The organism is Streptomyces shenzhenensis, from assembly GCF_021462265.1.
Classification (GTDB): domain Bacteria; phylum Actinomycetota; class Actinomycetes; order Streptomycetales; family Streptomycetaceae; genus Streptomyces; species Streptomyces shenzhenensis.
The window spans coordinates 13825-35767 of the sequence record NZ_JAJONF010000065.1; the positions used below are offsets into that span (position 1 = coordinate 13825).

Consider the following 21943-nt stretch of genomic DNA (forward strand, 5'->3'; position numbering starts at 1 on the left):
TCCACGAGTCCGAGAACGACCAACGATCTTGAGTTGAGGCGTTCCTGACGGGGGACCCGCGAAGTACGGATCTAGCCGTTCAGTAGTGCAAAGGTCGCAAGGCGGCATCCTGCCGGGTGATGCTGGGCAGATAACTCGCGCGCATCAATCCTGGCATGAGGAGCGTCAAGGCCGTGACCGCCTCACCCCCCACATCTGCCTCTGTTCCGACCGCGCCTGGCGGGCTCCCGCTGATCGGGCATGCCCACTATCTGGCGAAGACCCCGCTGCCGTTCATCACCTCGCTTCGTGACCACGGCAGCGTTGTCCGCATACGTCTGGGCCCGACCCCCGCATACGTGGTCACCGATCCTGAGCTCACCCGCACCGTACTGGTCACCGAGGCAGCGCACTTCGCGAAGGGCGGAAAGGTCTTCGAAGTCCTGCGGGGTGTCTTCGGCGACGGTCTGGCCACTGTCGCCGACGGCGACATCCACCTGCGCAACCGCCGCCTGATGCAGCCCATGTTCAACAAGGCCCATATCGCCACCCGCGGCAACGCCATGATCGACCAGGTCAGGTCCATGGTCAGCGCATGGGAGGAAGATCAACTCCGCAACGTGTTCGTGGACATGAACGACGTCACCCTCGCCGCCTTCCTCGTCGCTCTCTTCGGCATGGATCTACCCGCGAACCTGCAAAGGGAGTTCGCCGTCCTCATGCCCGTGATCATGAAGGGAGCGATCCGGCAGACCATCCTGCCCCCCTGGGTGACCCGACTCCCGCTGCCCGCGAACCGAGCCCACACCCACCGGGTCGCCCGCCTGCGTGCCCTCATCGACCAGGCCATCGACCACCACTCCGGTCGGCCGGTGGGCACACCCCCCGCCACCGCCCATGATCCGGCCGAAGCTGCAGGATGCCCCCACAGGGCCGCCGCCGACAACGCGCAGGCCAGGTTGTTCGAAACCCTGTTGACAGCCGGGGATCAGTTCACCCGTCGGCAGCTCCAGGATGAAGCCATCACCCTGATGAACGCGGCGATTGAGACCACGGCCACCACCCTCGCCTGGACGTTGTACGAGCTCACCCAACACCCCGAGATCGAACAGTGCCTGCGCGCCGAACTCACTGCCGTCTGCACCGGGCGGCCCTTGATCCAAGAAGACCTCGACCGGCTCCCCTACAGCCGGCAGGTCCTACAGGAAGCCGTCCGAAAATACGGGCCGGCCTGGATGGTGACCCGAATCGCCACCCGGGACATCGACCTAGGCGGCCACCACATCCCCCAGGGCGCCGACATCGTGTGGAGCCCCTACCTTCACCAGAACGACCCCGCCCACTTCCCCGAACCGGCCACCTTCAACCCCGACCGCTGGCCCTCCGATCGCGTACCCACAACCCGCGATTCCCTCTTCGCCTTCGGAGACGGCCGTCGCAAGTGCATCGGGGAGAACTTCGCCTGGACCGAAATGCAGATCATCCTGGCAACCATCCTGCAAACCTGGCCCCGTCTCCGCCTCGTCTCCCGCCCTCCCCGCCCTCAGACAGCCATCACCGTCAAGCCGGACAAACTGACCATTTCCTTCGGATCCTCTTAATCAGCAGGCGCTCGCCCGGCCCGCGCCCGAAAACCGAAGATCCGATCAGCAGCCCGCCCGGGACACTCATCGGAGGCAGGCAAACCGCTCACGGCGGCGAAGAAGCAGTCCAACAAGTGTCGGCGTAGGCGGTCGCGCAGCGCAGCGGGCTTGGCACTGACCCTGACTGCTGGAGTCCGGCTGTCTCGACGCCTTGCGGAGTGTGGCCTCCAACCACCTCAGACCGGACAGTCTCAGGACGGCGGTCGGCCGCCGTCGGACCTACTGCTCGGGAAAGTGCCGCAGCGCTGCCCGCACCAGCGACGACATCCGGGGCCGGCGTGTCTGCCTGGTCTGCAACGGCCCCTTCAAGGCGTCAAAACCACTCGCCAGACCTACTGTTCTCCGGCCTGTCGCAAAGATGCTGGGCGCCGCCGCGACCAGGCAAGAGACGAAGACCGCGCACGTCGTCTCGGTGAGACCACTTCTCTGCCGTCGTGGCCCGAGCTGCCTGCACCGTCCAAACCTCTCAGCCCGCCCCTCGCGCGTGAGCAAGCGGCCGCGGAACGTGACCCGCTGGAGCCGACCGCAACCCGCAACTGTCCCCACTGTCGGCAGCCGGTCACCATCGTCGCGCTTCTCGCGCCGCCCCGAAGCCGCAGCGCACCGGCCGCCTTCGGCCCGATGGGGCCGAACGCCTTGTGAGGCTTGCCGGACGGTCGGCCCAGACCGCGAACGAGGCTGACTTCTCGGCCGGCTACGACCGCTGTCTGCGGTGGGCTGAACTGACGACCCGCGTGAACGGGAGCGGGTGCTGTGGCGCCGCGATGCGAGCGTGTGGCGAACAAACTCCGTGGCCGGCGGGCGGAGTTGCTCTCCGGGGCCATGGAGAAGGTGCCCGCTGGGTCCTGGGACCCCTACCAGGGCGCCCACGACAAGAAGGTCGCGGTGATGCAGCAATTCTGCCCCGCTACCGGGCGGCCCGATTCGTCGATCAGGCAGCGCGAGGCGTGGAACGGCTACCTCATCTGCCTCTGGCCGAACTCCCGGTGCACCCGCCGCGATGTGCTGTCGGCTGCTCAGGAGGCCGGACTCGAGGCTCTGCCGGGATGGGCCGGGAACCAACGCGGAGACCAGTGGACTCCAGCAGCTCGCGGACTTCGATTCAGCGCGAGGGCGCACCTTCAGCCGAGCCTGACACGCGGCGACGAGCAGGAGGTGGCACTCGCCAGGTGGAAGCGCCACAACAGGAACCGTCTCCAGGGCCGCAGCGACGCCAAAGCGCTTCAGCCGCGGGCGCTGCCGGCCCGGGTCATGTCCACGGTCGGGGTGGCCGATACGGTCCCGCCCGATTCCGTGACCTGTGTCCATTCCTGCTCGGCGAACTCGGTGGCGTGGACATAGTTCACGTCAGGTCCGAGAAGGCCCTGGCGCCCGAGCTGGTCGACCGCGCCGGGCAGGCCCGCCATCCCGGCGTACAGGGAGATCGGCAGTCCCAGTTCGCGAGCGAGGCCGAACTCGTACTCGTTCTCCGCCGGCGTCGCCATGGACGGGCCGCACAGGGCGAGCCCGAGTGCGATGCGGCCGTCCAGCCGGTGTGGCGCGGGTGCGGCATGCAGGTGCCGGGTCTGTCCTTCGTGGCGAGAGTAGTCCCCCCGCGGGTGGTGGTCACCGTGGTGGGACTGGGTGGAAGGTGGCTCTGCCTGTGTGTCGCGGGGGACGGGCAGAGAGGCGGGGCAGCGCAAGGACCGGTCCGGTGTGCCGGGGGCTTGGGCGGTCCGGACCCGGGTGAGGATGCGGATGGCGGCGCGCGTCTAACCGAACACGCGGCGCTGGATTTCGCGGCGGTAGTCCTCAAGGGTCTGGTCCAGATGGACTGTGGCTGCTTGAGCTGCGGCCTCTGGGTCTCCGTCTCTGATGGCTTGGTAGATCGCCGCGTGCTCGGTCACGGCTCCCTTGGCGTGGCCGCCGACGGTGCCGTGCAGTCCCATGGTGCTGGACTGCCGCTGCAGTCGGCGGGCTTCGCGGACCGCCTCCACGAGGAAGGGGTTCTGCGAGGCTTTGGCGATGCTGAGGTGAAAGTCGTCATCGCCGTGCTCGAAGAGTTCTTGACGGCCTGTGAGGTAGCCCTCGCGGCAGGTCTCGGCCGCACTTTCGATCGCCCGCAGATCCGCCGGAGTCGCCCGTGCCGCAGCCAGCCGGCTGGCTGCTTCCTCCTGCACGCGACGGAACTCGAACAAGCGGTAGATGTGGTCGAGATCGGTGGGGAGGAAGAAGCTTCCCAGGCGTGAAGAGCTCAGCATGCCGGGGTCGTTGGCCACGAAGAGGCCGCGGCCCTTTTGTGCGCGGACTCGTCCGAGCGCCGAAAGGATCTTGACTGCTTCTCGCACCACGGTCCGGCTGGTGCCCAGGCGTGACGCCAGCTGGCTCTCCGTGGGCATCCGCTCGCCCGGTTGCAGCTGGGATTCGGCGATGAGGCGCAGGATCTCCTCTGCCACGAGTTCATAGCCGGGCCGGTATGCCGTGCTGTCCTGCTCGGTGGAGCTGTCCGTCGCCAGTGGGGGATCGCCGTCCAACGACCGCCTCCTCATCTTCGCCGCAGGCCTGCGGTACCCGGCCGCTTCCGCGCACACAGTAGCGTACACCGGCCCGCGTGCAGCCAGAATGTGTAGTACTCATTCTGCCTGCACAGGAGAATTGTGCGCCCTTATTCAGGCTATTTGAACGGTTTAGTCGATCATCGAAGGCAAAAGATCTTGAAAATAAACATGCTCATTATGTTGACGAAACCTTGCTCGGCGCTTGTTATGTGTGACCAATGAGTGATGCTGCGTGCCCGGGGTGTTCTGGTCGATGCGGCTTCGCCCGGCGGGGCCCCGTGAGTCGTGTGTAACGGCGAACCCGTCCGGGAGGTGACATGTGCGGCGCTGTCCAGAGACGGGCGGCCGCCACGACGTAGTGGAGTGCTTCATGACAACCAAGGTCCGCACAGCCGGCACACCAGGTGGAAGCCACAGACACCGCGGCCTGCTGGCCGTGACCAGCGCTCTCCTGCTGGCCGGCGCTGCCGCGTGCGGCAGCGGTACCGGCAGCGGCTCCCAGCACGGCTTCAAGCCGGCCAAGCAGACCGGCGGCACGCTGACCGTGTGGGTGGACTCCTCACGCGCGGCAGCAGCCAAGCTCTATCAACAGCAGCACCCCGGCGTGAAGATGAACGTCGTTACCTATGACGGGGACGCCAACGGCTCCAACTACCTGCGCACCAAGGTCAGTCTGTTCAACCGCACCCGCAAGGGCTGGCCGGACGTGGTGTTCAGCACCCAGAACAACGAGACGACCTGGGCGGTGGACGCCGGCTTCGCTGCGCCGCTGGACAACGGCCTCATCCCCAGGCAGACGCTCGACGGCTGGGCCAAGGGTGCCAACACGCCCTGCACCGTCAACGGCACCCTGTACTGCCTGCGCAACGACCTCGCCCAGACCGTGCTCTGGTACAACGCGCCGCTGATGAAGAAGTGGGGGTACAAAGTTCCCGCGACCTGGGAGGAGTACCAGGCTCTGGGCAAGAAGGTGGCGGCCGACCACCCCGGCTATGTGATCGGCTCGGCCGGCGACCCCTGGACTCCGGAGGTCTACCTGTGGGCGGGCAAGTGCGGCGCCAACCAGATCACCGGGCCCAAGGCGGTCAAGGTCGACACCACGAGCGCCGAGTGCACCCGCATGGCCTCGCTGCTCGACAGCCTTGTCACGAGCAAGACCATGTCCCTCAGCAGCGTGTTCAGTTCGGACTTCGACAAGAACCAGGCCGACAAGATCCTGCTGATGCCCGGCCCGTCGTGGTTCGGGGGCGCCTTGTTCCAAGGAACGTTCAAGACTCCGGCGAAGCAGATCGCCGTGGCACCGATGCCGCGGTGGGCGGCCGACACCACCCCGACGGCGGGCAATGTGGGCGGTGGCACCTGGCTGCTGTCGGCCCACAGCACGAACCTGAAGGCCGCCACGGCCTTCATGACGTGGGTGACCACTTCGGACGACTACCAGGCAAACGTCGCACCCGGTTACCCGGCCTATGGTCCCGCGGCGAAGAACTGGCTGGCCAAGCAGGCCGCCTCGAACTACTTCGCAGGCGACATCGCCACGCCGCTCAAGGAAGCGGCGCAACAGGTCTGGCCCCGGTGGGGCTATGGCCAGTTCAGTCAGGAGGCCGTCTGGGCGGCCACGGTGACACCGGGGCTGACGGCGGGCAAGTCCATCGTCTCCCTGCTTCCGGCTTGGAAGAAGTCGATCGTCGACTACGCCCGCGCCGACGGCTACCAGGTGAGCCAGTGACCGCGCCCGCTCTCAAGTCCGGCCGGCCCCAGGCAGGCAGGGCGTACATCCGCTGGCCCGGCCGGGCCGGGCACTGCTTCGTGGCCGCGTATGTGGTCCTGCTGGTCGCGTTCGGCCTCGTGCCGACCGGCTATGCGATCTACTTCGCTTTCACCGACGCCGGCGGCTCCTTCACGGGCCTGTCCAACTTCACCGCCGCCGTCAGTGACTTCCGTTTCGGCTCCGCCGTCGCGCACGTCGCCCTGTATCTGCTGTGGTGGCTGGCATCCTTGGTCGTCTTCGTCGTCGGACTGGCGCTGTTGCTGCAGCGGATGGCGCTCAGGGGCGTCAGCAGGGCTCTGCGGTTCCTGTACTACGTGCCCGGCGCGCTGGCGGGCGCGGCCGGTGTCCTGGTGTGGTTGTTCGTCCTGGATCCCACGGTCAGTCCGGTCGGCTTCCTGCTGGAGGCCCTCGGCTATCACAGCTTCGGAGAGGTCATCGCCCCCGGGCACCTGCCGATCCTGTTCACCCTGATCGCCTTCTGGACCGGAGCGGGCGGCTGGATCGTGGTGATGTACGGGGCGCTGAACAACATCTCGCCCGACGTCCTGGAAGCGGCACGGCTCGACGGGGCAGGGGCTTGGCAGACGGCCTGGCGGATCCAGATACCCCTGCTGCGCAAGTGGATCGTCTACATGGTCATCCTGACGTTCGCGGGCGGCACCCAACTGTTCGTCGAACCGCAGCTGCTGTCCCAGGCGAGCGTCGGTGTCGCCGGCCGGGACTATTCCCTCAACCAGCTTGCCTACGACTTCGCGTTCCAGAACAACGACGTCAACACCGCGGCCGCCGTGTCGGTGGAACTGCTGGTGGTGGGGCTGGTCGTGGCAGGAGTCTTCGTGGCCAGATCGGGGTTCTTCGATGCAGACTGACGTCCGGCAGCCCGCCGACATCACCCGCCTGCCCGGCAGCGGGCGCGGACCGGACCGCCCCGGGCGGCGCGCCGGGCGCGGACGCCTGCTGTGGAGCCGCCTGAATCCTCTGTCCATCCTGGTGCTCCTGCTGTTCCTGGTCTTCTTCGTCCTGCCGGTGCTGTGGTTGGTGCTGGCGGCCACGAAGACCGACGCCCAACTGGTCCACAACCACCCGCTGTCGTTCGGCTCCTTCAGCGCGCTGCGCGCCAACTGGAAGGGACTGACCGCCTACCAGGACGACGCCATCTTCCTGTGGCTGCGCAACTCGGCCCTCTATTCCTTCCTCGCCCTCCTGATCACCCTGTGCGTGGCCGTGCCCGCCGGGTACGCGATGGCGATGACCGAGTTCAAGGGCCGGCGTACCCTGCTGATGTCCACCCTCGTGGTGATGCTCATGCCGAACGCCACCCTGATCGTCCCGCTGTTCCTGGAGATCAACGCGGTCCGTCTGATCGGCTCGATGTGGTCGATCATCCTGCCGTACGCCTTCTACCCGTTCGGGGTGTACCTGACCTACATCTACTTCAGCACCGCGCTGCCCCATGAACTGCTGGACGCGGCCCGACTGGACGGGTGTTCGGAGTTCGGTGTCTTCCGCCGGGTGGCGCTTCCCCTGGCCGCTCCCGTTGTCGCCCTGGTCGGCTTCTTCAGCTTCGTGGCGAACTGGACCAACTACTTCCTGCCGTACGTGATGCTGCCCGAGAGCGACCAGTTCCCGGTGCAGGTGGGCCTGGGCACGCTGTTGGACTCCGTCCCCCAGTTCAACCCGACGGCGAGCGGACTGGAGATCCAGCGCCCCGAACTGGCCCTGGCCACGCTCCTGGCGATCACCCCTGTCCTGATCGTCTTCCTCTTCTCCCAGCGGTTCCTGGTGGCCGGCATGCTCGCCGGCGCGACCAAGAACTGACCACCGGCCGGCGCCGCACCACGAACAGCACACCGGGTTCCCAGGCGGTATGCAGTCCGCGCGATGCCCGAACGCAGCCGCGCCCGAACGCGAACGGAGTTCCCCCATGCTTCCCGTCATCACGGCCTCGGTGCCGCTGCTCGAACCGCCGGGCTGGGCGACAGCGCAGCGTGAGCTGTTCGGCCTGCTCGACCGGGCCTGGCGCCGTTTCGCCCGCGACTTCACCGGGCCCGACGGGCGGCTGCGCTACACGGGCGAACTCACCTCCCGCGACGGCGTCGACGACTTCTACGAGGTGTTCTTCAACTGGCCCCAGCTGTACCTGCTCGGCGGGGCCGACGACCTGCTCGCCCAGGCCGAGCGGCACTGGGAGGGCGTCACCCGCCAGCTGACCGAGCTGGGCATGCTCAAGGACGAGTACGAGCGCGGCTACGACTGGTTCCATCAGGGCGAGAGCCTGCTGCTGTTGTACTTCCTGTGCATGGCCGCCCCTGAGCGGTGGGCCGAACGCGCTTGCCGATTCGCCGAGTTGTACGTCGATCCCCGGCACGGCAACTATGACCCCGAGCACCGCATCATCCGCCGCCCGCACAACGGCAGCGACGCCGCCCGCGAAGGCCTCTTCGACGGCGACGCCTACCCGTGGCTGCCCAAGGAAGCACAGATGTACGGCTTCCCCCTCGACTGGATCCTGCCCGCGGACGCCGAACCCCCGCTCGAGGCCGATCCGCGCCTGGGGGAGGAGATGCGCCGGCGCATGGGCTCCGGCGACACCGCGGTCAACCTCGCCGCGACGGGACTCGTCCTGAACGCCTGGATCGTCACCGGCGAGCAGCGCTACGCGGACTGGATAACCGAGTACGTCGGCGCCTGGCGCGAACGCGCGTCCGCCAACGGGGGCATCCTGCCGGACAACGTCGCGCCCGACGGCACCGTCGGCGGCCTGCTGGAGGGCCGCTGGTACGGCGGCCACTACGGCTGGTCCTGGCCGCACGGCTGGTACAGCGTGGGGCACGCGGCCCTCGTAGCCGCACTCGCGGGGGCTGCCGTCACCGGCGACGACTCCTGCCTCGACCTGGTCCGCCCGGCTCTGGACGAACTGATCGCGCACGGCAAGGTGATGGCCTTCACCGAGACCGACTCCAGCATCACCTCCAAGTGGATCCCGCAGCTGGCCGAGGACGTGCACACCCCCACCCTGCACGTGCCCTTCCGGCGCAACGACAACGGCTGGTTCGACTACAACCCCATGCTCATGGCGGTACCGACCGCGCTGTGGCACCACACGGTCTCGGACACCGATCGCAAGCGCATCGAGCGGCTGCGCGCGGGGGCCGGATACGACTGGCGCACCGTCCGCTCCTTCCGCAGCAAGGAGGAGGCCGGCCACGAGGAGCCCTGGCTGGCCTTCCTCGCGGGAGACGACCCCGCCTACCCGGAGAAGATCCTGGCCGCCGCGCAGGCCCAGGTGCGCCACCGGCTGTCACGTATGGAGAACTACCGCGACCGGGACGTGCCGGAGGCGGACATCCACCTGTGGCAGCAGTCCAACCCCGTGGTCACCGAAGCGCTGGTCCAGCTCACCTGGGGCGGCCCGCAGGTGGTCTACAACGGCGGGCTGCAGCAGGCACGCGTGCGGTACTACGACGCCGCCGCACAGCGTCCCGGACTGCCCCCGGACGTCGCGGCCCTGGTGTCGTCGATCGATCCGGACGCCACGGTCGTCGACCTGGTCAACCTCGACCCGGAATCCCCGCGTTCACTGATCGTCCAAGCCGGTGCGTTCGCCGAGCACACCATTCGCTCGGTGGAGCACAGTGTCTGCGACGACGCGTCCTGGATCGGCGACCTGTACGACTACGGTCACACCGCGCCGACGACGACGTCGGCGTCCAAGACCGTCGACGGGCCGTGGCTCCGGGTGGAACTGCCCCGCTCCAGCACCGTCCGTCTCACCCTCCGGCTCGACCTGCGCACCCAGGCCCCGTCGTACCGCACTCCGTTCGAAACGCCGGACGAGGGGGAGGCATCGTGAAACGCCACCCGCTGGGTTCCACCGGCCTGGAGGTCTCGGAGCTGGGATTCGGCGCCTCACCGCTGGGCGCGGTCTACGGCGCGTTCGCCGAGCCGGACGGGATCCACGCGGTGCGCACCGCATTGGACCTCGGTGTCTGCTTCTTCGACGTCGCCCCGTACTACGGGGACACCCTCGCCGAGAGGGTGCTCGGCAAGGCCCTGCGCGGCATCGAACGCTCCAGCTATGTCCTGGCCACCAAGGCCGGCCGCTACGGCGACGACACCTTCGACTTCACCGCCGAGCGCGTCAAGCACAGCGTGCACGAGAGCCTGACGCGCCTGGGCACCGACCACCTCGACCTGGTCCAGTGCCACGACATCGAATTCGGGGCACTCGACCAGATCGCCGACGAAACCCTGCCCGCCCTGCGCGAACTGCAGGACGCCGGCCTGGTGCGGGCGGTCGGCATTACCGGATACCCGCTCGACACCCTGCGCCATGTGGCGGACCGGGCTGCCGTGGACACGGTGATGTCCTACTGCCAGTACACCCTGCAGGACCGGCGCCTGGCGCGCTACGTTCCCGGATTCGCCCGGAGCGGCACAGCGGTGATCAACGCTTCGCCGCTGGCGATGGGAGCTCTGACCGAGCGCGGGCCAGCCGCCTGGCACCCTGCTCCCGAACCCGTGCTGAGGCGCTGCGCGCAAGCGGCTGCCCTGTGCCAGGCGCGCGGCAACGACATCGCGCGGCCAGCCGTCCAGTTCGCCGTCACAACCGGCACCTTCGCCACCACCGTGGTGGGTGCCACCGACGCACACCAGGTACGCCGCACCGCCGGATGGATCACTCAGCCGCCGGACACGGAGCTGCTGCACGCCGTCGAGGAATGCCTGGCCCCGGTGCGCGACCAGGGCTGGGTCAACGGCCGCCCGGACGACCAGCACCCCCCGGCGCGGCCGTGAACACCGCACCCACCCCGGTCATCGACAGCCACGTCCACTTCTGGGATCCCCGCCACCTGATCTACCCCTGGCTCTCCGCCGTCCCCGCCCTGGACCGGCCCCACACCCCCGCTGACTTCCTCGACGCCGTGCCTGAGCCGATCGAGGCGGTGTTCGTCGAAGCCGGATGTACCCCCGGCCAAGCCGACCGGGAGGTGCACTGGGTACGTGACCTGGCCCGCACCATGCCCTGGATCCGCGGAGCCGTCGCCCAGGTCCGCCTCGACCAGCCCCACCAGACGCCCCCGGCCATCCGCGACCTGGCCGCCGACCCCTTCGTCGTCGGCGTACGTCACAACATCCAGGACGAGAAACCGGGCTTCACGCACAGCGCCGACTTCCGCGCCGGTGTGCGGCTGCTCGGCGAGGCAGGCCTGCCCTTCGACGCCTGCGTGCGCGAGCGGCAACTGGACGAGCTCACCGAGCTGAGCGCGGCGTGTCCGAAGACACTCATCGTCCTGGACCACCTCGGCAAGCCCTCCGCACCCGGCCCCGACCACGCCTGGCGCCGGGCTCTGCGGCGCCTGGCACGCCATGCCAACGTCGTCTGCAAACTCTCCGGACTGGCCACCGAAGCGGCGCCCGGCACCCCCGTGACCACGCTGCTCTGCCTGCTCCGCGAGGCCCTGGACATCTTCGGTCCCAGCCGGTGCCTGTACGGCGGGGACTGGCCCGTGATGACCCTGGCCACCGCGTACGGACCCTGGCTGGACCTGGTCCGCACCGCACTTGACGGCCTGTCGGCCGACGATGCCGATGCCGTCCTGCGCACCAACACGACCCGCACCTACTCACTGCCGCCCACCCGCACGTCGGCACCCTCCGCCGACGCAGGAAGGGAACCCGGATGAAACGTCACGCCCAGACCGTCCGGCTGCGCCCGGAACGACGCGAGGAATACCTGGCCCTGCACCGCGCCGTGTGGCCGGAGGTGGAAGCGGCGCTGCGCGCGGCGCACTTCCGCAACTACACGATCTTTCTCCGCGGGGACGTCCTGTTCAGCTACTTCGAGTACGACGGCGACGACTTCGACGCGGATGTCGCCGCCATCGCCGCCGACCCCGCCACACAGCGCTGGTGGCGTCTGACCGACCCGTGCCAGCAGCCGTGGTCCGACACCGGAGCCGGAGGCACCTGGTCCGACCTGGAGGAGGTCTGGCACCTGAAGGAGGAATGGGTCCAGTGACCGCACGACGAGTGACCTACACCGCGGCCCGCGCACTGGCCGTGGACACCCTGGCCCCCACCACCATCGCGCCCCCGCCGGCCGTTCACGTGAGCATCGACGTCGCCTACACCGGCGTCCGCGGGACCGACCTGCACATCTTCCACGGTGCCATGGACGCCCGTATCCATCCTCCGGGAGCGATCGGGCACGAGATGTCCGGCCGCGTCGCCGACACGGCCCCCGACGTTGTGCAGTGGGAGGCCGGTACCCCTGTCACCGTCACGCCGTTCGTCGCCTGTGGGCAATGCCCCGCCTGCCGCGCCGGCCACCGACACATCTGCATCACCTGGTCTTTCTCGGGATCGACGCCACCGGATCGCTGCCGTCGCGCTGGACCGTGCCGGCCGACACACTGGTCCGGCTCCCCCCGGCACGCTCGCTGGAGCACGCCGCGCCGGCCGAACCCACCGCGGTGGCCGTCCACGACGTGCGGCGCGCGCAACTGCGCACCGGCGAAAAGGCTTTGGTCGTCGGCGGCGGACCGATCGGCGTGCTGGTCGCCGTCGCCGCCCGCCGCGCCGGAGCCGACCTTCTGGTGGTGGAACCCGACCCGTACCGCCGGAGCGTCGCCGAAGCCCTGGGGCCGGCGACCCTCGACCCCACCGCTGTCGATGCCGTGAAGGCGGTCACCGACTGGACCGACGACCGCATCCCGGCCGGACGCTGGGCGCGACCCGAAGACCTCGGGGAGCAGCGGTGTTCCAGGCCCCGGCCGCCTCGGACCACGTACACGGCGTGCCGCTTCCCGTCGACGGAGGCCGGCTTGGCCGCTGAGCCGACGCTGCCCGCCTCTGCTGCGGCGGACCCGGTCCACCCGGCAACGCAACGGCGCGCCCGATGCCGACTGAAGCCACCCGCCAACCGAACACACCCAGCCTGCACACGATTCCCCTCACGAGCCACCGCCACCCCAGACCGGCGCAACCCTGTTCCACGCCCGGACACATGCCGGCGTCGCCCAATGCGCCGACCGACGCAGCCGAGACACGCGGGGCAGCGACAGGCCATCACCAGCGCACAGCAGCGACCGAAAACCCCCGAGCCGGAAAGGGGTCACATCCCCGCCCGCTGCAAACCGTCAGCTCACACCTACAACCCTGGGACACCCATGCTCCGATATCCACGCACCGCGACCGCGGCCCTCGCCGCGGCGCTCACCGCTCTCTCCGGCAGCGTGCTTGCAGCCGCTCCCGCAGCACGCGCGTCGGCCGACCCCGTGGCCAGGATCATCGTCGCTCCCCACGGAGGCCAGGAGACCAGATCGGCCGGTCACCACGTCACCACCATCCAGCAGGCCCAGAGGCTTGCCCGCACCCTCTCCGGTAAGGCAGACGTCGTCGTGTCGCTGGACGGCGGCACCTACCGGCTGACGGAACCCTGGAAGCTCACCAGCGCCGACTCCGGCCGCAACGGACACACCGTCACCTGGCAGGCACTGCCCGGTCAGAAAGCCATCCTGTCGGGCGGCCGGCGCGTGACCGGCTGGAAGGTCAAGGACGCAGCGAACAACATCTACGCCGCACCCGTGCCCAAGGGGAGCGACTCGCGGCAACTGTACGTCGACGGCGCACCGGCGCCGCGCGCTGCGATCCCCGTCTCCCGCAGCGACGTGAAGATCACACCGAGCGGGATGACCATCGTCAACCCGGCGCTGAACTACCTGGCCACACTGCCCGATCAGAACCGGATCGAGCTGGAGAGCCAGGACTCCTTCACTGACCGCTTCTCTCCGGTGCAGAGCATCAGCGGCTCCACGATCACCATGCAGCAGCCGGCCTGGAACAACAACAACTGGGGTTACGACACCTTCGCCAGCCCCTTCGCCGGCGGCGCCCTCCAACTGCAGAACTCCTACGCGTTCCTCAAGTCAGTCGGACAGTGGTACCTGGACTCGGGGGCAGGGCAGCTCTACTACAAGGCCGCAGCAGGCCAGGACCCCTCGCACAGCGACATCGAGCTGCCGCGCCTCACATCATTGGTCCAGATCAGCGGCAGCTACACCCATCCGGTGCGCAATGTCACCTTCCAGGGCCTCGGGTTCACGCACACCACGTGGCTCGAGCCGGGAACCTCCATCGGCTACGCCAATCAGCAGAACGGAACGTTCATCGCCGCCGCCTACCCCCAGCCGGCGGACTTCATCACCTCCTGCCGCAGCGGCTGCCCGCAGTTCGAAGCGACACGCAACGAGTGGCATCAGATACCGGCAGCCGTGCAGGTGTCCGCCGCCAGCGGCATCACCTTCTCCCAGAACACCTTCACCGACCTCGGGCAGGTGGGCCTGGGCATCGGCAACGACGCGAACGCCCATGGCTCCGGTATCGGCCTCGGGGCATCCGACATCATCGTGTCCCGCAACACCTTCACCGACAACTCCGGTGCGGGCATCGTCGTCGGCGGTGTGCAGAAGGATGCCCACCACCCGTCCGATCCGGCGATGGTGAACCGGGACGTCAGCATCACCAACAACCTGGTGAGCAGGGTCGCCCAGGACTACAAGGACATGTCCGGCATCCTGTCGACCTACGTCACCCATGCCGTGATCGAGCACAACGAGGTCTCGGACCTCGCCTATGACGGAATCGACGTCGGCTGGGGCTGGGGCGCCAACGACCCCGGCGGCAGCCAGGACTACAAGAACCGCGGCCTGTACAACTACCAGCCGGTCTACACGACTGCGACGACCTTGTCGCGCAACATCGTGCGTTACAACCTCATCCACGGCACGAAGAAGGTCTTCCACGACGGTGGAAGTCTCTACAACCTCTCCGCAAGTCCTGGCAGCGTCCTGTCCGACAACTACATCTACGACAACCACCGCACCGTCGGCCTCTACCTGGACGAAGGCTCCAGGTACGTGACGCTGACCCACAACGTCATCCAGGACGCGGGCGTGTGGGCCTTCACCAACGCGAGCGGCACCAACAACACCAACGACAACACCTTCACTGAGAACTGGTACAACAGCGGCGTGACCCAGGTGTCCACAGGATCGCCCCACAACAACGTCCTGAACGGAAACGTACAGATCAGCGGCACCGACTGGCCTGCCGAGGCACAACGCGTCATGAAGGAGGCCGGCATCGAGCCCGTGCTGCCCCAGGCACGCCTGAACCGGCCTTGACCTTCGCAGAACCCGTCCTGGACCTGCCGAGCGGATGGGCAGCAAGGAGGCAGAAGCCCCAGCGACGACGCCATCGTCGAGGACATCGGCGAAGGCACCGACGGATGAGAGTTGCCCAGCGCCTCGTACTCCGTCGAACTCCGGTAACAGCATGTTGACATGCGAAGGCACCCGATACGTCTGGCCCCCGGCGACGAAATGTCTCCGGGGGCCAGACGTTGGTAGCGGGGGCGGGATTTGAACCTGCGACCTCTGGGTTATGAGCCCAGCGAGCTACCGAACTGCTCCACCCCGCGTCGGTGTCTCTACCGTACGGCATCCGTACGGCGCCTACAGGGATTTATGGCGTCGGGCCGTCCCTCCGGTTTGCCGCTGTGCGCTGGCCGAAGTGGTCCGCGAGTGCCTGCCGGTCTGCTCAAGCTCCACGACGAACAGGCTTCCTGACCTTCAGGGGGCGAACGAGACGTTGACGTAGTCGCCTGTGGACGGGGGCCTCGCTCTACAGGAGGGGCCGGAGGGTGCGAGTGTCGCACCAGCGGGCTACGACACGCAGCTTCGAGACCGGGCAGAAGTCCGCCCCACCTGCTACTGGAAAAACAGGCCGCGCCGCACTCCAGGCGAGGGGAGGGGAACCGGCGGAATGCACTGCCGGGGTGACGGAATGCGATGTGTCCTTGGACAGTGAAACCAGTCGCCCTGTCATCCGATCGAGGCGCCTGCCACCGAGCCCAGGCATCCATGCCCTCCCGCCGCCCCCGACCGGCGGGAGGATCCCCAAAACGAGGGTGCGCAGGCGACGTTGCGGGAAAGAATGGCAGCCATGACGTACGAAGGCTCCTCCATCGACCCGGCCAAGCCCAGCATCGCCCGCGTCTACGACTACCTGCTCGGCGGCAAGGACAACTACGCCGTGGACCGTGAGATCGGCGACGTGTTCAAGCGCGACCTTCCCGGTTCGGTGGCCATCGCCTTCGCCAACCGCGCGGCCCTGACCCGCGCGGTCGGGGAGATCGCGAAGACCACCGGCATTCGGCAGTTCATCGACCTGGGCAGCGGCCTGCCGACCGCGGACAACGTCCACCAGGTCGCGCAACGGCACGCCCCCGAGTCCCGGGTCGTCTACGTCGACACCGACCCCCAAGTGCTGGTCCACGGCCGCGCGTTGCTGGAGAACAACGACCGGACCCGCGTCGTCGCGGTCGATGTGCGCAACCCCGAAGGCATCCACACTCACCCCGACACCCTGGAAATCATCGACTTCACTCGTCCCGTCGCCGTCATCCTCAGCGCCATCCTCCACCACGTCAACGATGACGAGGACCCGGCTGGCATCGTCCGATACTGGCGAGACCACGTCCCCTCCGGAAGTTACTTCTTCATCAGCCACTTCCGCTCCGGCAACAACCCGGAGACCACGGAGGCCGAGAAGGTCCTCCAGCAGACGTTCGGCCGCGGCCGGTGGCGCACCGACGCGGAGATCGCCTCCCTGCTGGACGGCCTGGAAATCCTCGACCCCGGGATCGTCTCCGCGTCCCTGTGGCGTCCCGACGAGAGCGACACCCCGTGGAACAGCGGCGAAAGACGAGAGCTCACCGTCTGGGAACACCTCATCGCCGCCGGACTGGCCCGGAAAGCCTAGCCGTGATCCCCGGATGACGATCGCCGGGGAACTGCGCCTCCGGCCAGCAGGTCGGCGGGGTGGCGAAGCTCCTCGGCATCGACACCGGCAAGTGAGCGGATTTCAGGAGCCGTCTGCCAGAAGGCCTCAGCCTCGGGCTGGTTCTCCTCAAGTCCCTCGACCGCACTGCCACTCTCCAACTGCGCTACGAGCGGATCGACTACCCCATCGGGAAGAGCCACTCCGGCCTGTTCGCAGCGATCCGTCAACGCACCAGTGCGGCGCCGGGCGAGGCACCGCTGCCGTCCATGCCCGGATGCTCGACCACTGGCTGAACCCGGCCGCCGGACTCCGTGAGGCTGTCGCCAGGCCGGCCGGCGCCCCCTGAGGTTCGGCCATCCGGGAGGTCCCGTTGTCAGTGGTGGACGGCAGGATGCCGGTCATGACAACACGGGTAGCAGAGATCACGGACGCGGCCGCCTACATGCACGCCGTCGAGGAGGCTGTCGGTGCGGCGGCCGCGTACTACGCAGGCGGTACGTCGCCGCTGGACGACGACGCCTACGACCGGTTGGTGCGCGAGATTGCCGTGTACGAGGCCGGACACCCCGAACAGGTGCTGCCCGACTCTCCCACGGGGAAGGTGGCCGGCGGCGCGGCGGAGGGCGATGTCCCGCACACGGCGGCGATGCTGAGCCTGGACAACGTGTTCTCAGCGGAGGAGTTCACCGCCTGGACCGAGTCCCTGGCCCGCCGTCTCGGACACGAGGTCACCCGCTTCCACGTCGGGCCGAAGCTGGACGGCCTCGCGATCGCCGCCCGCTACACCGGTGGCCGGCTCACCCGGCTGGTCACCCGCGGCGACGGGACGGCCGGGGAGGACGTCTCGCACGCGATCGGCACCATCGAAGGCTTGCCCGAGCAGCTGGCCGAGCCGGTCACCGTGGAGGTGCGCGGCGAAGTCCTCATGACCAGCGCCCAGTTCGAGTACGCGAACACCGTGCGCACCGAGCACGGCGGGCTTCCGTTCGCCAACCCGCGCAATGCCGCGGCGGGCACCCTGCGGGCGCGCGAGCGCCTCTACACGGCGCCGACCACGTTCTTCGGCTACGGACTCCTTCCGTTGCCGGGCACCGACCCGACGTTGGCCGAGCGGCTGACCGCGTCCGCGCACAGCGACCTGATGCACCTGGTCGCCGGGCTCGGCGTGCACACCAGCGCCCGCACCCCGGTCCCGGACACCGTCGCCCAATCCGTGGAGCAGGTCCTCGCCCGGGTGCAGGAGATCGCCGCGGCCCGGGCCGGACTGATGTTCGGGATCGACGGGATCGTCGTCAAGGCCGACCTCGCCGCCGACCGGCAGGCCGCCGGATCCGGCTCCCGCGCCCCGCGCTGGGCGATCGCCTACAAGCTCCCGGCCGTGGAGAAGATCACGCGGCTGCTGGCGGTGGAATGGAACGTCGGCCGCACCGGGATCATCGCCCCGCGTGGGGTCCTGGAACCGGTCGTCATCGACGGCTCCACCATCACCTACGCCACCCTGCACAACCCGGCCGACATCACCCGCCGCGATCTGCGTCTGGGCGACCACGTCATGGTCCACCGTGCCGGCGATGTCATCCCGCGCATCGAGGCGCCCGTGGCCCACCTGCGCACCGGCACCGAGCAGCCGATCGTGTTCCCGCAGCTGTGCCCACGGTGCGGGTCCGGCATCGACACCAGCCAGGAACGCTGGCGCTGCGAGCAGGGCCGCAACTGCCACCTGGTCGCCTCCCTCTCCTACGCCGCAGGCCGCGATCAGCTCGACGTCGAAGGCCTGGGCGCCACGCGGGTCATTCAGCTCGTCGAGGCGGGCCTGGTCACCGATCTCGCCGACCTGTTCACCCTCACCCGTGACCAGCTCCTCGCCCTGGAACGGATGGGCGACACCAGCACCGGCAACCTTCTGGCCGCCTTGGCCGCGGCCAAGGCGCAGCCTTTGTCGCGGGTGCTGTGCGCGCTCGGCGTCCGCGGCACGGGCCGGTCCATGTCCCGGCGGATCGCCCGGCACTTCGCGACCATGGAGAACATCCGAGCCGCGGACGCCGAGGCTCTCCAGCAGGTCGAGGGCATCGGCCCCGAGAAAGCGCCGTCCATCGTCGCCGAACTCGCCGAACTCGCCCCGCTGATCGACAAACTCGCCACCGCCGGGGTGAACATGACTGAGCCCGGCGCCATGTTCACGCCGGCCGCCACAGAGACCGTCACCGAGGGTACGACCGCAGCCTCCACCCCGGCAGCCGGCCCCCTCACCGGGATGACCGTCGTGGTCACGGGCGCGATGACCGGGCCTCTGGAACAGCTCAGCCGCAACCAGATGAACGAACTCATCGAGCGGGCCGGCGGCCGCTCCTCCTCCAGCGTGTCCAAGAAGACCAACCTGGTCGTCGCGGGTGACAACGCCGGGTCAAAGCGCGCCAGAGCCGAAGACCTCGGCATCCGGCTCGCCACGCCCGATGAGTTCGCCACCCTCGTCGCCGACTACCTCGTCTGACACCGTCGCAGGAGGGACATGTCCTTTCCCGATCTCCCTCAGCCAGCGCGGGGTGAGGTGCTGTCGGTCTGCACGTGCTACGAGGACGGCAGGGCTGTGTGGGCGGCCTCCTCGACGAGATCGGTGCCCGCCGGGAAGGCGACGGGCTCGTCCTCGGGGGCAGGGGGGTGCGGTTGCGTATGGTTGAGGACAGCAGGTGGGACTTCCTGCATGGGGAAACGTCCCGGCGCTGCCGCGACGGCCCCGGTGGGGTTCTTCGCCTCGATCAGCCACAGGCGGTGGGCTGTGGGGTCGGCGACCAGGAGGTCGATCTCGCCGGTCAGGGGGGACGCCGAGCGTGACCGCGGTCTTCTCCAGGAGGCGGAAGCGGTGCGGCAGGCCCGCGGCGAGAGCGGTCTGGCGCACGTCGTGCTCCAGACGCTGGTCGAGCTGCTGGCGGTGGCGGGTCACCGATTGGCCCTTTTTGCGTTCCAGGTCAGTTGCCCGCGCTGGCCGATGCGTGAGTGTCGACGGCCCGGCGGGCGGCTGCGAGTGGCTTGGTCACCCGTTGGCGGCGTACACGTGAACCTGTTCGGCCGCGTACGGACAGACATGCTCACCTCCCGGTGGACCCGATCAAGAGAACCCGGGGGAAGGCTGTCCGTCATTGGCGGAGCCGGGTGGCCCGTTGGCGGGTCGAGCGGATGAGGATGAAAACCAGGGCAGCCAGGTCTGCCGCCCCGACGGCGTCGCCCGCATAGCGCGTGGTCTGCAAGGGCCGACCTGATCGAGTCGGACTCCCTCCGACTCCAGGACGTAGGCGAGGGTGAGCATGGCGAGGCGGGCGTTCCCGTCCGGGAAAGGGTGAAAGAAGATCACGTCCAGATAGGCCCTGGCCGCGCGGGAGGCCAGGGGGATTCGCCGATCGGCGCTCTCACGCAGGCATTGTTCGAAGGTGCGCTCCGTGTGCGACGTCAGGGCGTAGCGTTCGCGGCTGCCCTTGGCGAAGGCGTCGCCTTGTCGGAACTGGACCTCAGGCATGCCGAGGACCAACTGCTGCCATCCAGTCAGAAGCGTGCAGGTGAGGGGGTGCCTGTGGGAGGCGTCCATGCGCGACCGTGCCAGCGCCGCGAGCAGTCGACGGCTACGGGCGGGGTCCGGGGAACGGCCCTGTTCACTGCACCAGGTTGCGAGGCCGTCCACGACGGGCTCGACCGGGTCCGGTATCCGTCCGGCCGCGGAATTCCAGTCGATGTGGCTCCTGACCTGGAGCCAGGCAGCCAAGGCTCAGCGCCGTTACCTCAGTGGTGAAGGAATACCTCTCTTCCCACTCGATCTCTTCAGCAGGCACCATCGAGGCAATCACTGTGGTGATCTCAGATGCCTCCGCTTCGTCCCAGGCGAAGGCGATGCGGCTGGGATCGACGGCAGACCACGGCAGCCAGGCCGGCGCGAGATCGTAGTTGATGGCCGTGGTGTTCCTCCAGAACCGGGCAGGGCAGGACAACTGAGCGATCATGCCAAAGACTCGTGGCTTCGGCACGCAGGTTTCTGGTGCTACCGATCTACTGCCAGACCCCCAGCAAGGCGCGGGCCCTCGCGCTTCGCCTGAGGCGGCGCCGGCTGGGTACGTTCATCTGTACGGGCTCTGTCCGCAGTTCCGTGAGTCCCCAGGGCAGCGGCAATAGTGCGGGATCGTTTCGGCAGCGCACTTCCTGCCGTGGCGAGCAGGACGGTTGAGGATGTGCTGTTTCCCGGGATCGATGTGCGGGTGGAGAGGGTGAGCGACTCCTCGGACGTCCTGGTGGTGGAGGCGGTGTCGACGGCTTGTCCGGGCCGGTGCCCGATCTGCCGCAAGCAGGCCCGCCGCGTACACAGTGCGTATCAACGCACCCTGGATGAGCGGCCGTTGGGCTCGCGTAGAGTCGTGGTCCGGCTGCGGGCGGGCAGGTACTTCTGCGGCCGCGGGAGCTGTTCCCGCACGACGTTCGTCGAGTGGGTGCCGGGGCTGTCCGCGCGGTAGCGCCGTTCCAGCGCCGGGCTGGTGGGCTGGCTGCTGGTCGATCGCGAGCGAGCTCGGCGGCCGTCCTGCCGCACGGCTGTGCCGCCGGTTGCGGCTGACCGCGGGGCGGACGCGTCTGCTCAGGCTGCTGACGGCGCCGTCGGTGCCAGACCGTGCCCCGCGGGTGCTGGGGGCGGGCCCTATGTCTTTGGTCAAGGATCTGGGCACCTCAGGAGGTCGCCCGGGGCATCAGTCGTCCGTGCCGTGTTGGCCTCGGTGCATTCGTAGATCACGCTGAGCGGAGCGTCAGGCCACGGCGAGGAGTGCTCTGAGGTGCGATAGTTGTTGCCGCACCAGGCGAATAGGCTCGTAGCCGCTGGGGGAATGGGTGGAACGGATCACTGACGACCAGGTCACGCAGCTGGTCCGTTTCGTGTCGGCGCGCATCCCCGACGCGGCCCCGCTTCAAGGCGAAGCCCGCCGCACTGCCATGGCTCTGCGTCTGGCCGCAGACAAACAGATCGCTGCGGTGCGCTTCCATCGAGCCGTTGCACCTGAGCAGTCGGCAGGGACCGAGTTGCATGCAACCGCTTCATGGAACCTTCTGGTCGCCTTCGCTGGAATCTGGCACGACCACCCAGAGTTCCCGGCCGACGCCGCCATAGAGACGTTTGAGTTTGACTACGATTCGCC

General features: G+C 68.4%; 17 protein-coding genes and 1 tRNA gene. 13 read left to right on the top strand and 5 right to left on the bottom strand.

What is annotated here, in order from left to right:
* Window positions 1-155: 155 nt before the first annotated feature.
* Window positions 156-1580 (top strand): cytochrome P450, encoded by a 1425-nt coding sequence (locus LQ326_RS43240; protein WP_234544569.1) that lies wholly within the window; start codon window positions 156-158, stop codon window positions 1578-1580.
* Window positions 1581-2845: 1265 nt separating this feature from the next.
* On the opposite strand, the gene LQ326_RS43245 is transcribed toward LQ326_RS43240, so the two are convergent.
* Together LQ326_RS43245 and LQ326_RS43250 are read right to left on the bottom strand one after the other, a co-directional pair.
* On the bottom strand, window positions 2846-3106 hold the full coding sequence (locus LQ326_RS43245; RefSeq protein WP_234544570.1) for a hypothetical protein: 261 nt from the start codon (window positions 3104-3106) through the stop codon (window positions 2846-2848).
* A gap of 267 nt (window positions 3107-3373) precedes the next feature.
* Window positions 3374-4135 (bottom strand): FadR/GntR family transcriptional regulator, encoded by a 762-nt coding sequence (locus LQ326_RS43250; RefSeq protein ID WP_234544571.1) that lies wholly within the window; start codon window positions 4133-4135, stop codon window positions 3374-3376.
* Window positions 4136-4529: 394 nt separating this feature from the next.
* Between LQ326_RS43250 and LQ326_RS43255 the strand changes: the two genes are divergently transcribed.
* The 9 genes from LQ326_RS43255 to LQ326_RS43295 all read left to right on the top strand — a co-directional run bounded on the left by LQ326_RS43255 (window position 4530) and on the right by LQ326_RS43295 (window position 15118).
* Window positions 4530-5888 (top strand): ABC transporter substrate-binding protein, encoded by a 1359-nt coding sequence (locus tag LQ326_RS43255; protein WP_234544572.1) that lies wholly within the window; start codon window positions 4530-4532, stop codon window positions 5886-5888.
* Between the two features lie 47 nt (window positions 5889-5935).
* Window positions 5936-6799 (top strand): carbohydrate ABC transporter permease, encoded by an 864-nt coding sequence (locus LQ326_RS43260; RefSeq protein ID WP_234544587.1) that lies wholly within the window; start codon window positions 5936-5938, stop codon window positions 6797-6799.
* On the top strand, window positions 6789-7748 hold the full coding sequence (locus LQ326_RS43265) for a carbohydrate ABC transporter permease (RefSeq protein WP_234544573.1): 960 nt from the start codon (window positions 6789-6791) through the stop codon (window positions 7746-7748). Before LQ326_RS43260 ends, LQ326_RS43265 begins: the two co-directional genes overlap by 11 nt.
* A 106-nt stretch (window positions 7749-7854) precedes the next feature.
* Complete coding sequence (locus LQ326_RS43270) at window positions 7855-9783, top strand: DUF8034 domain-containing protein (RefSeq protein WP_234544574.1); 1929 nt, start codon at window positions 7855-7857, stop codon at window positions 9781-9783.
* The gene (locus LQ326_RS43275) at window positions 9780-10727 is read left to right on the top strand and encodes an aldo/keto reductase (RefSeq protein ID WP_234544575.1); all 948 of its coding nucleotides are present in this window, start codon (window positions 9780-9782) and stop codon (window positions 10725-10727) included. The genes LQ326_RS43270 and LQ326_RS43275 overlap by 4 nt, the downstream gene beginning before the upstream one ends.
* Window positions 10724-11617, top strand: a complete 894-nt coding sequence (locus tag LQ326_RS43280) for an amidohydrolase family protein (protein ID WP_234544576.1) — start codon at window positions 10724-10726, stop codon at window positions 11615-11617. The genes LQ326_RS43275 and LQ326_RS43280 overlap by 4 nt, the downstream gene beginning before the upstream one ends.
* Window positions 11614-11952, top strand: coding sequence for an L-rhamnose mutarotase (locus tag LQ326_RS43285; protein WP_234544577.1), 339 nt, complete (start codon window positions 11614-11616; stop codon window positions 11950-11952). Before LQ326_RS43280 ends, LQ326_RS43285 begins: the two co-directional genes overlap by 4 nt.
* Window positions 11940-12614 carry an alcohol dehydrogenase catalytic domain-containing protein gene (locus LQ326_RS43290; protein ID WP_234544578.1) on the top strand — a complete coding sequence of 225 codons (675 nt, stop codon included), beginning with the start codon at window positions 11940-11942 and terminating at the stop codon, window positions 12612-12614. The genes LQ326_RS43285 and LQ326_RS43290 overlap by 13 nt, the downstream gene beginning before the upstream one ends.
* A gap of 488 nt (window positions 12615-13102) precedes the next feature.
* Complete coding sequence (locus tag LQ326_RS43295) at window positions 13103-15118, top strand: right-handed parallel beta-helix repeat-containing protein (RefSeq protein WP_234544579.1); 2016 nt, start codon at window positions 13103-13105, stop codon at window positions 15116-15118.
* 219 nt (window positions 15119-15337) lie between these two features.
* Here LQ326_RS43295 and LQ326_RS43300 read toward each other — a convergent pair.
* Window positions 15338-15414 (bottom strand) — tRNA-Met (locus LQ326_RS43300).
* 515 nt (window positions 15415-15929) lie between these two features.
* Here LQ326_RS43300 and LQ326_RS43305 point away from each other — a divergent pair.
* Together LQ326_RS43305 and ligA are read left to right on the top strand one after the other, a co-directional pair.
* On the top strand, window positions 15930-16757 hold the full coding sequence (locus LQ326_RS43305; RefSeq protein WP_234544580.1) for an SAM-dependent methyltransferase: 828 nt from the start codon (window positions 15930-15932) through the stop codon (window positions 16755-16757).
* 421 nt (window positions 16758-17178) lie between these two features.
* Window positions 17179-19269, top strand: a complete 2091-nt coding sequence (gene ligA / locus LQ326_RS43310; protein ID WP_234544581.1) for an NAD-dependent DNA ligase LigA — start codon at window positions 17179-17181, stop codon at window positions 19267-19269.
* A gap of 615 nt (window positions 19270-19884) precedes the next feature.
* On the opposite strand, the gene LQ326_RS43315 is transcribed toward ligA, so the two are convergent.
* On the bottom strand, window positions 19885-20358 hold the full coding sequence (locus LQ326_RS43315; RefSeq protein ID WP_308402157.1) for a Fic family protein: 474 nt from the start codon (window positions 20356-20358) through the stop codon (window positions 19885-19887).
* Window positions 20359-20422: 64 nt separating this feature from the next.
* Window positions 20423-20767: a hypothetical protein gene (locus LQ326_RS43320; RefSeq protein ID WP_234544583.1), complete on the bottom strand. Its 345-nt coding sequence runs from the start codon at window positions 20765-20767 to the stop codon at window positions 20423-20425.
* A gap of 871 nt (window positions 20768-21638) precedes the next feature.
* On the opposite strand from LQ326_RS43320, the gene LQ326_RS43325 reads away from it, so the two are divergent.
* Window positions 21639-21943, top strand: a 305-nt coding sequence (locus LQ326_RS43325; protein WP_234544584.1) for a hypothetical protein, incomplete at its 3' end; no start/stop codon positions are given.

What these genes read in the sequence shown, in the direction of transcription:
- LQ326_RS43285 (WP_234544577.1), top strand. Translation starts at nt 11,614, where the DNA reads ATGAAACGTCACGCCCAGACCGTCCGGCTGCGCCCGGAACGACGCGAG.
- LQ326_RS43315 (WP_308402157.1), bottom strand. Translation starts at nt 20,358, where the DNA reads ATGGACGCCTCCCACAGGCACCCCCTCACCTGCACGCTTCTGACTGGA.
- LQ326_RS43290 (WP_234544578.1), top strand. Translation starts at nt 11,940, where the DNA reads ATGGGTCCAGTGACCGCACGACGAGTGACCTACACCGCGGCCCGCGCA.
- LQ326_RS43245 (WP_234544570.1), bottom strand. Translation starts at nt 3,106, where the DNA reads ATGGCGACGCCGGCGGAGAACGAGTACGAGTTCGGCCTCGCTCGCGAA.
- LQ326_RS43295 (WP_234544579.1), top strand. Translation starts at nt 13,103, where the DNA reads ATGCTCCGATATCCACGCACCGCGACCGCGGCCCTCGCCGCGGCGCTC.
- ligA (WP_234544581.1), top strand. Translation starts at nt 17,179, where the DNA reads ATGACAACACGGGTAGCAGAGATCACGGACGCGGCCGCCTACATGCAC.
- LQ326_RS43305 (WP_234544580.1), top strand. Translation starts at nt 15,930, where the DNA reads ATGGCAGCCATGACGTACGAAGGCTCCTCCATCGACCCGGCCAAGCCC.
- LQ326_RS43320 (WP_234544583.1), bottom strand. Translation starts at nt 20,767, where the DNA reads ATGATCGCTCAGTTGTCCTGCCCTGCCCGGTTCTGGAGGAACACCACG.
- LQ326_RS43265 (WP_234544573.1), top strand. Translation starts at nt 6,789, where the DNA reads ATGCAGACTGACGTCCGGCAGCCCGCCGACATCACCCGCCTGCCCGGC.
- LQ326_RS43255 (WP_234544572.1), top strand. Translation starts at nt 4,530, where the DNA reads ATGACAACCAAGGTCCGCACAGCCGGCACACCAGGTGGAAGCCACAGA.
- LQ326_RS43240 (WP_234544569.1), top strand. Translation starts at nt 156, where the DNA reads ATGAGGAGCGTCAAGGCCGTGACCGCCTCACCCCCCACATCTGCCTCT.
- LQ326_RS43270 (WP_234544574.1), top strand. Translation starts at nt 7,855, where the DNA reads ATGCTTCCCGTCATCACGGCCTCGGTGCCGCTGCTCGAACCGCCGGGC.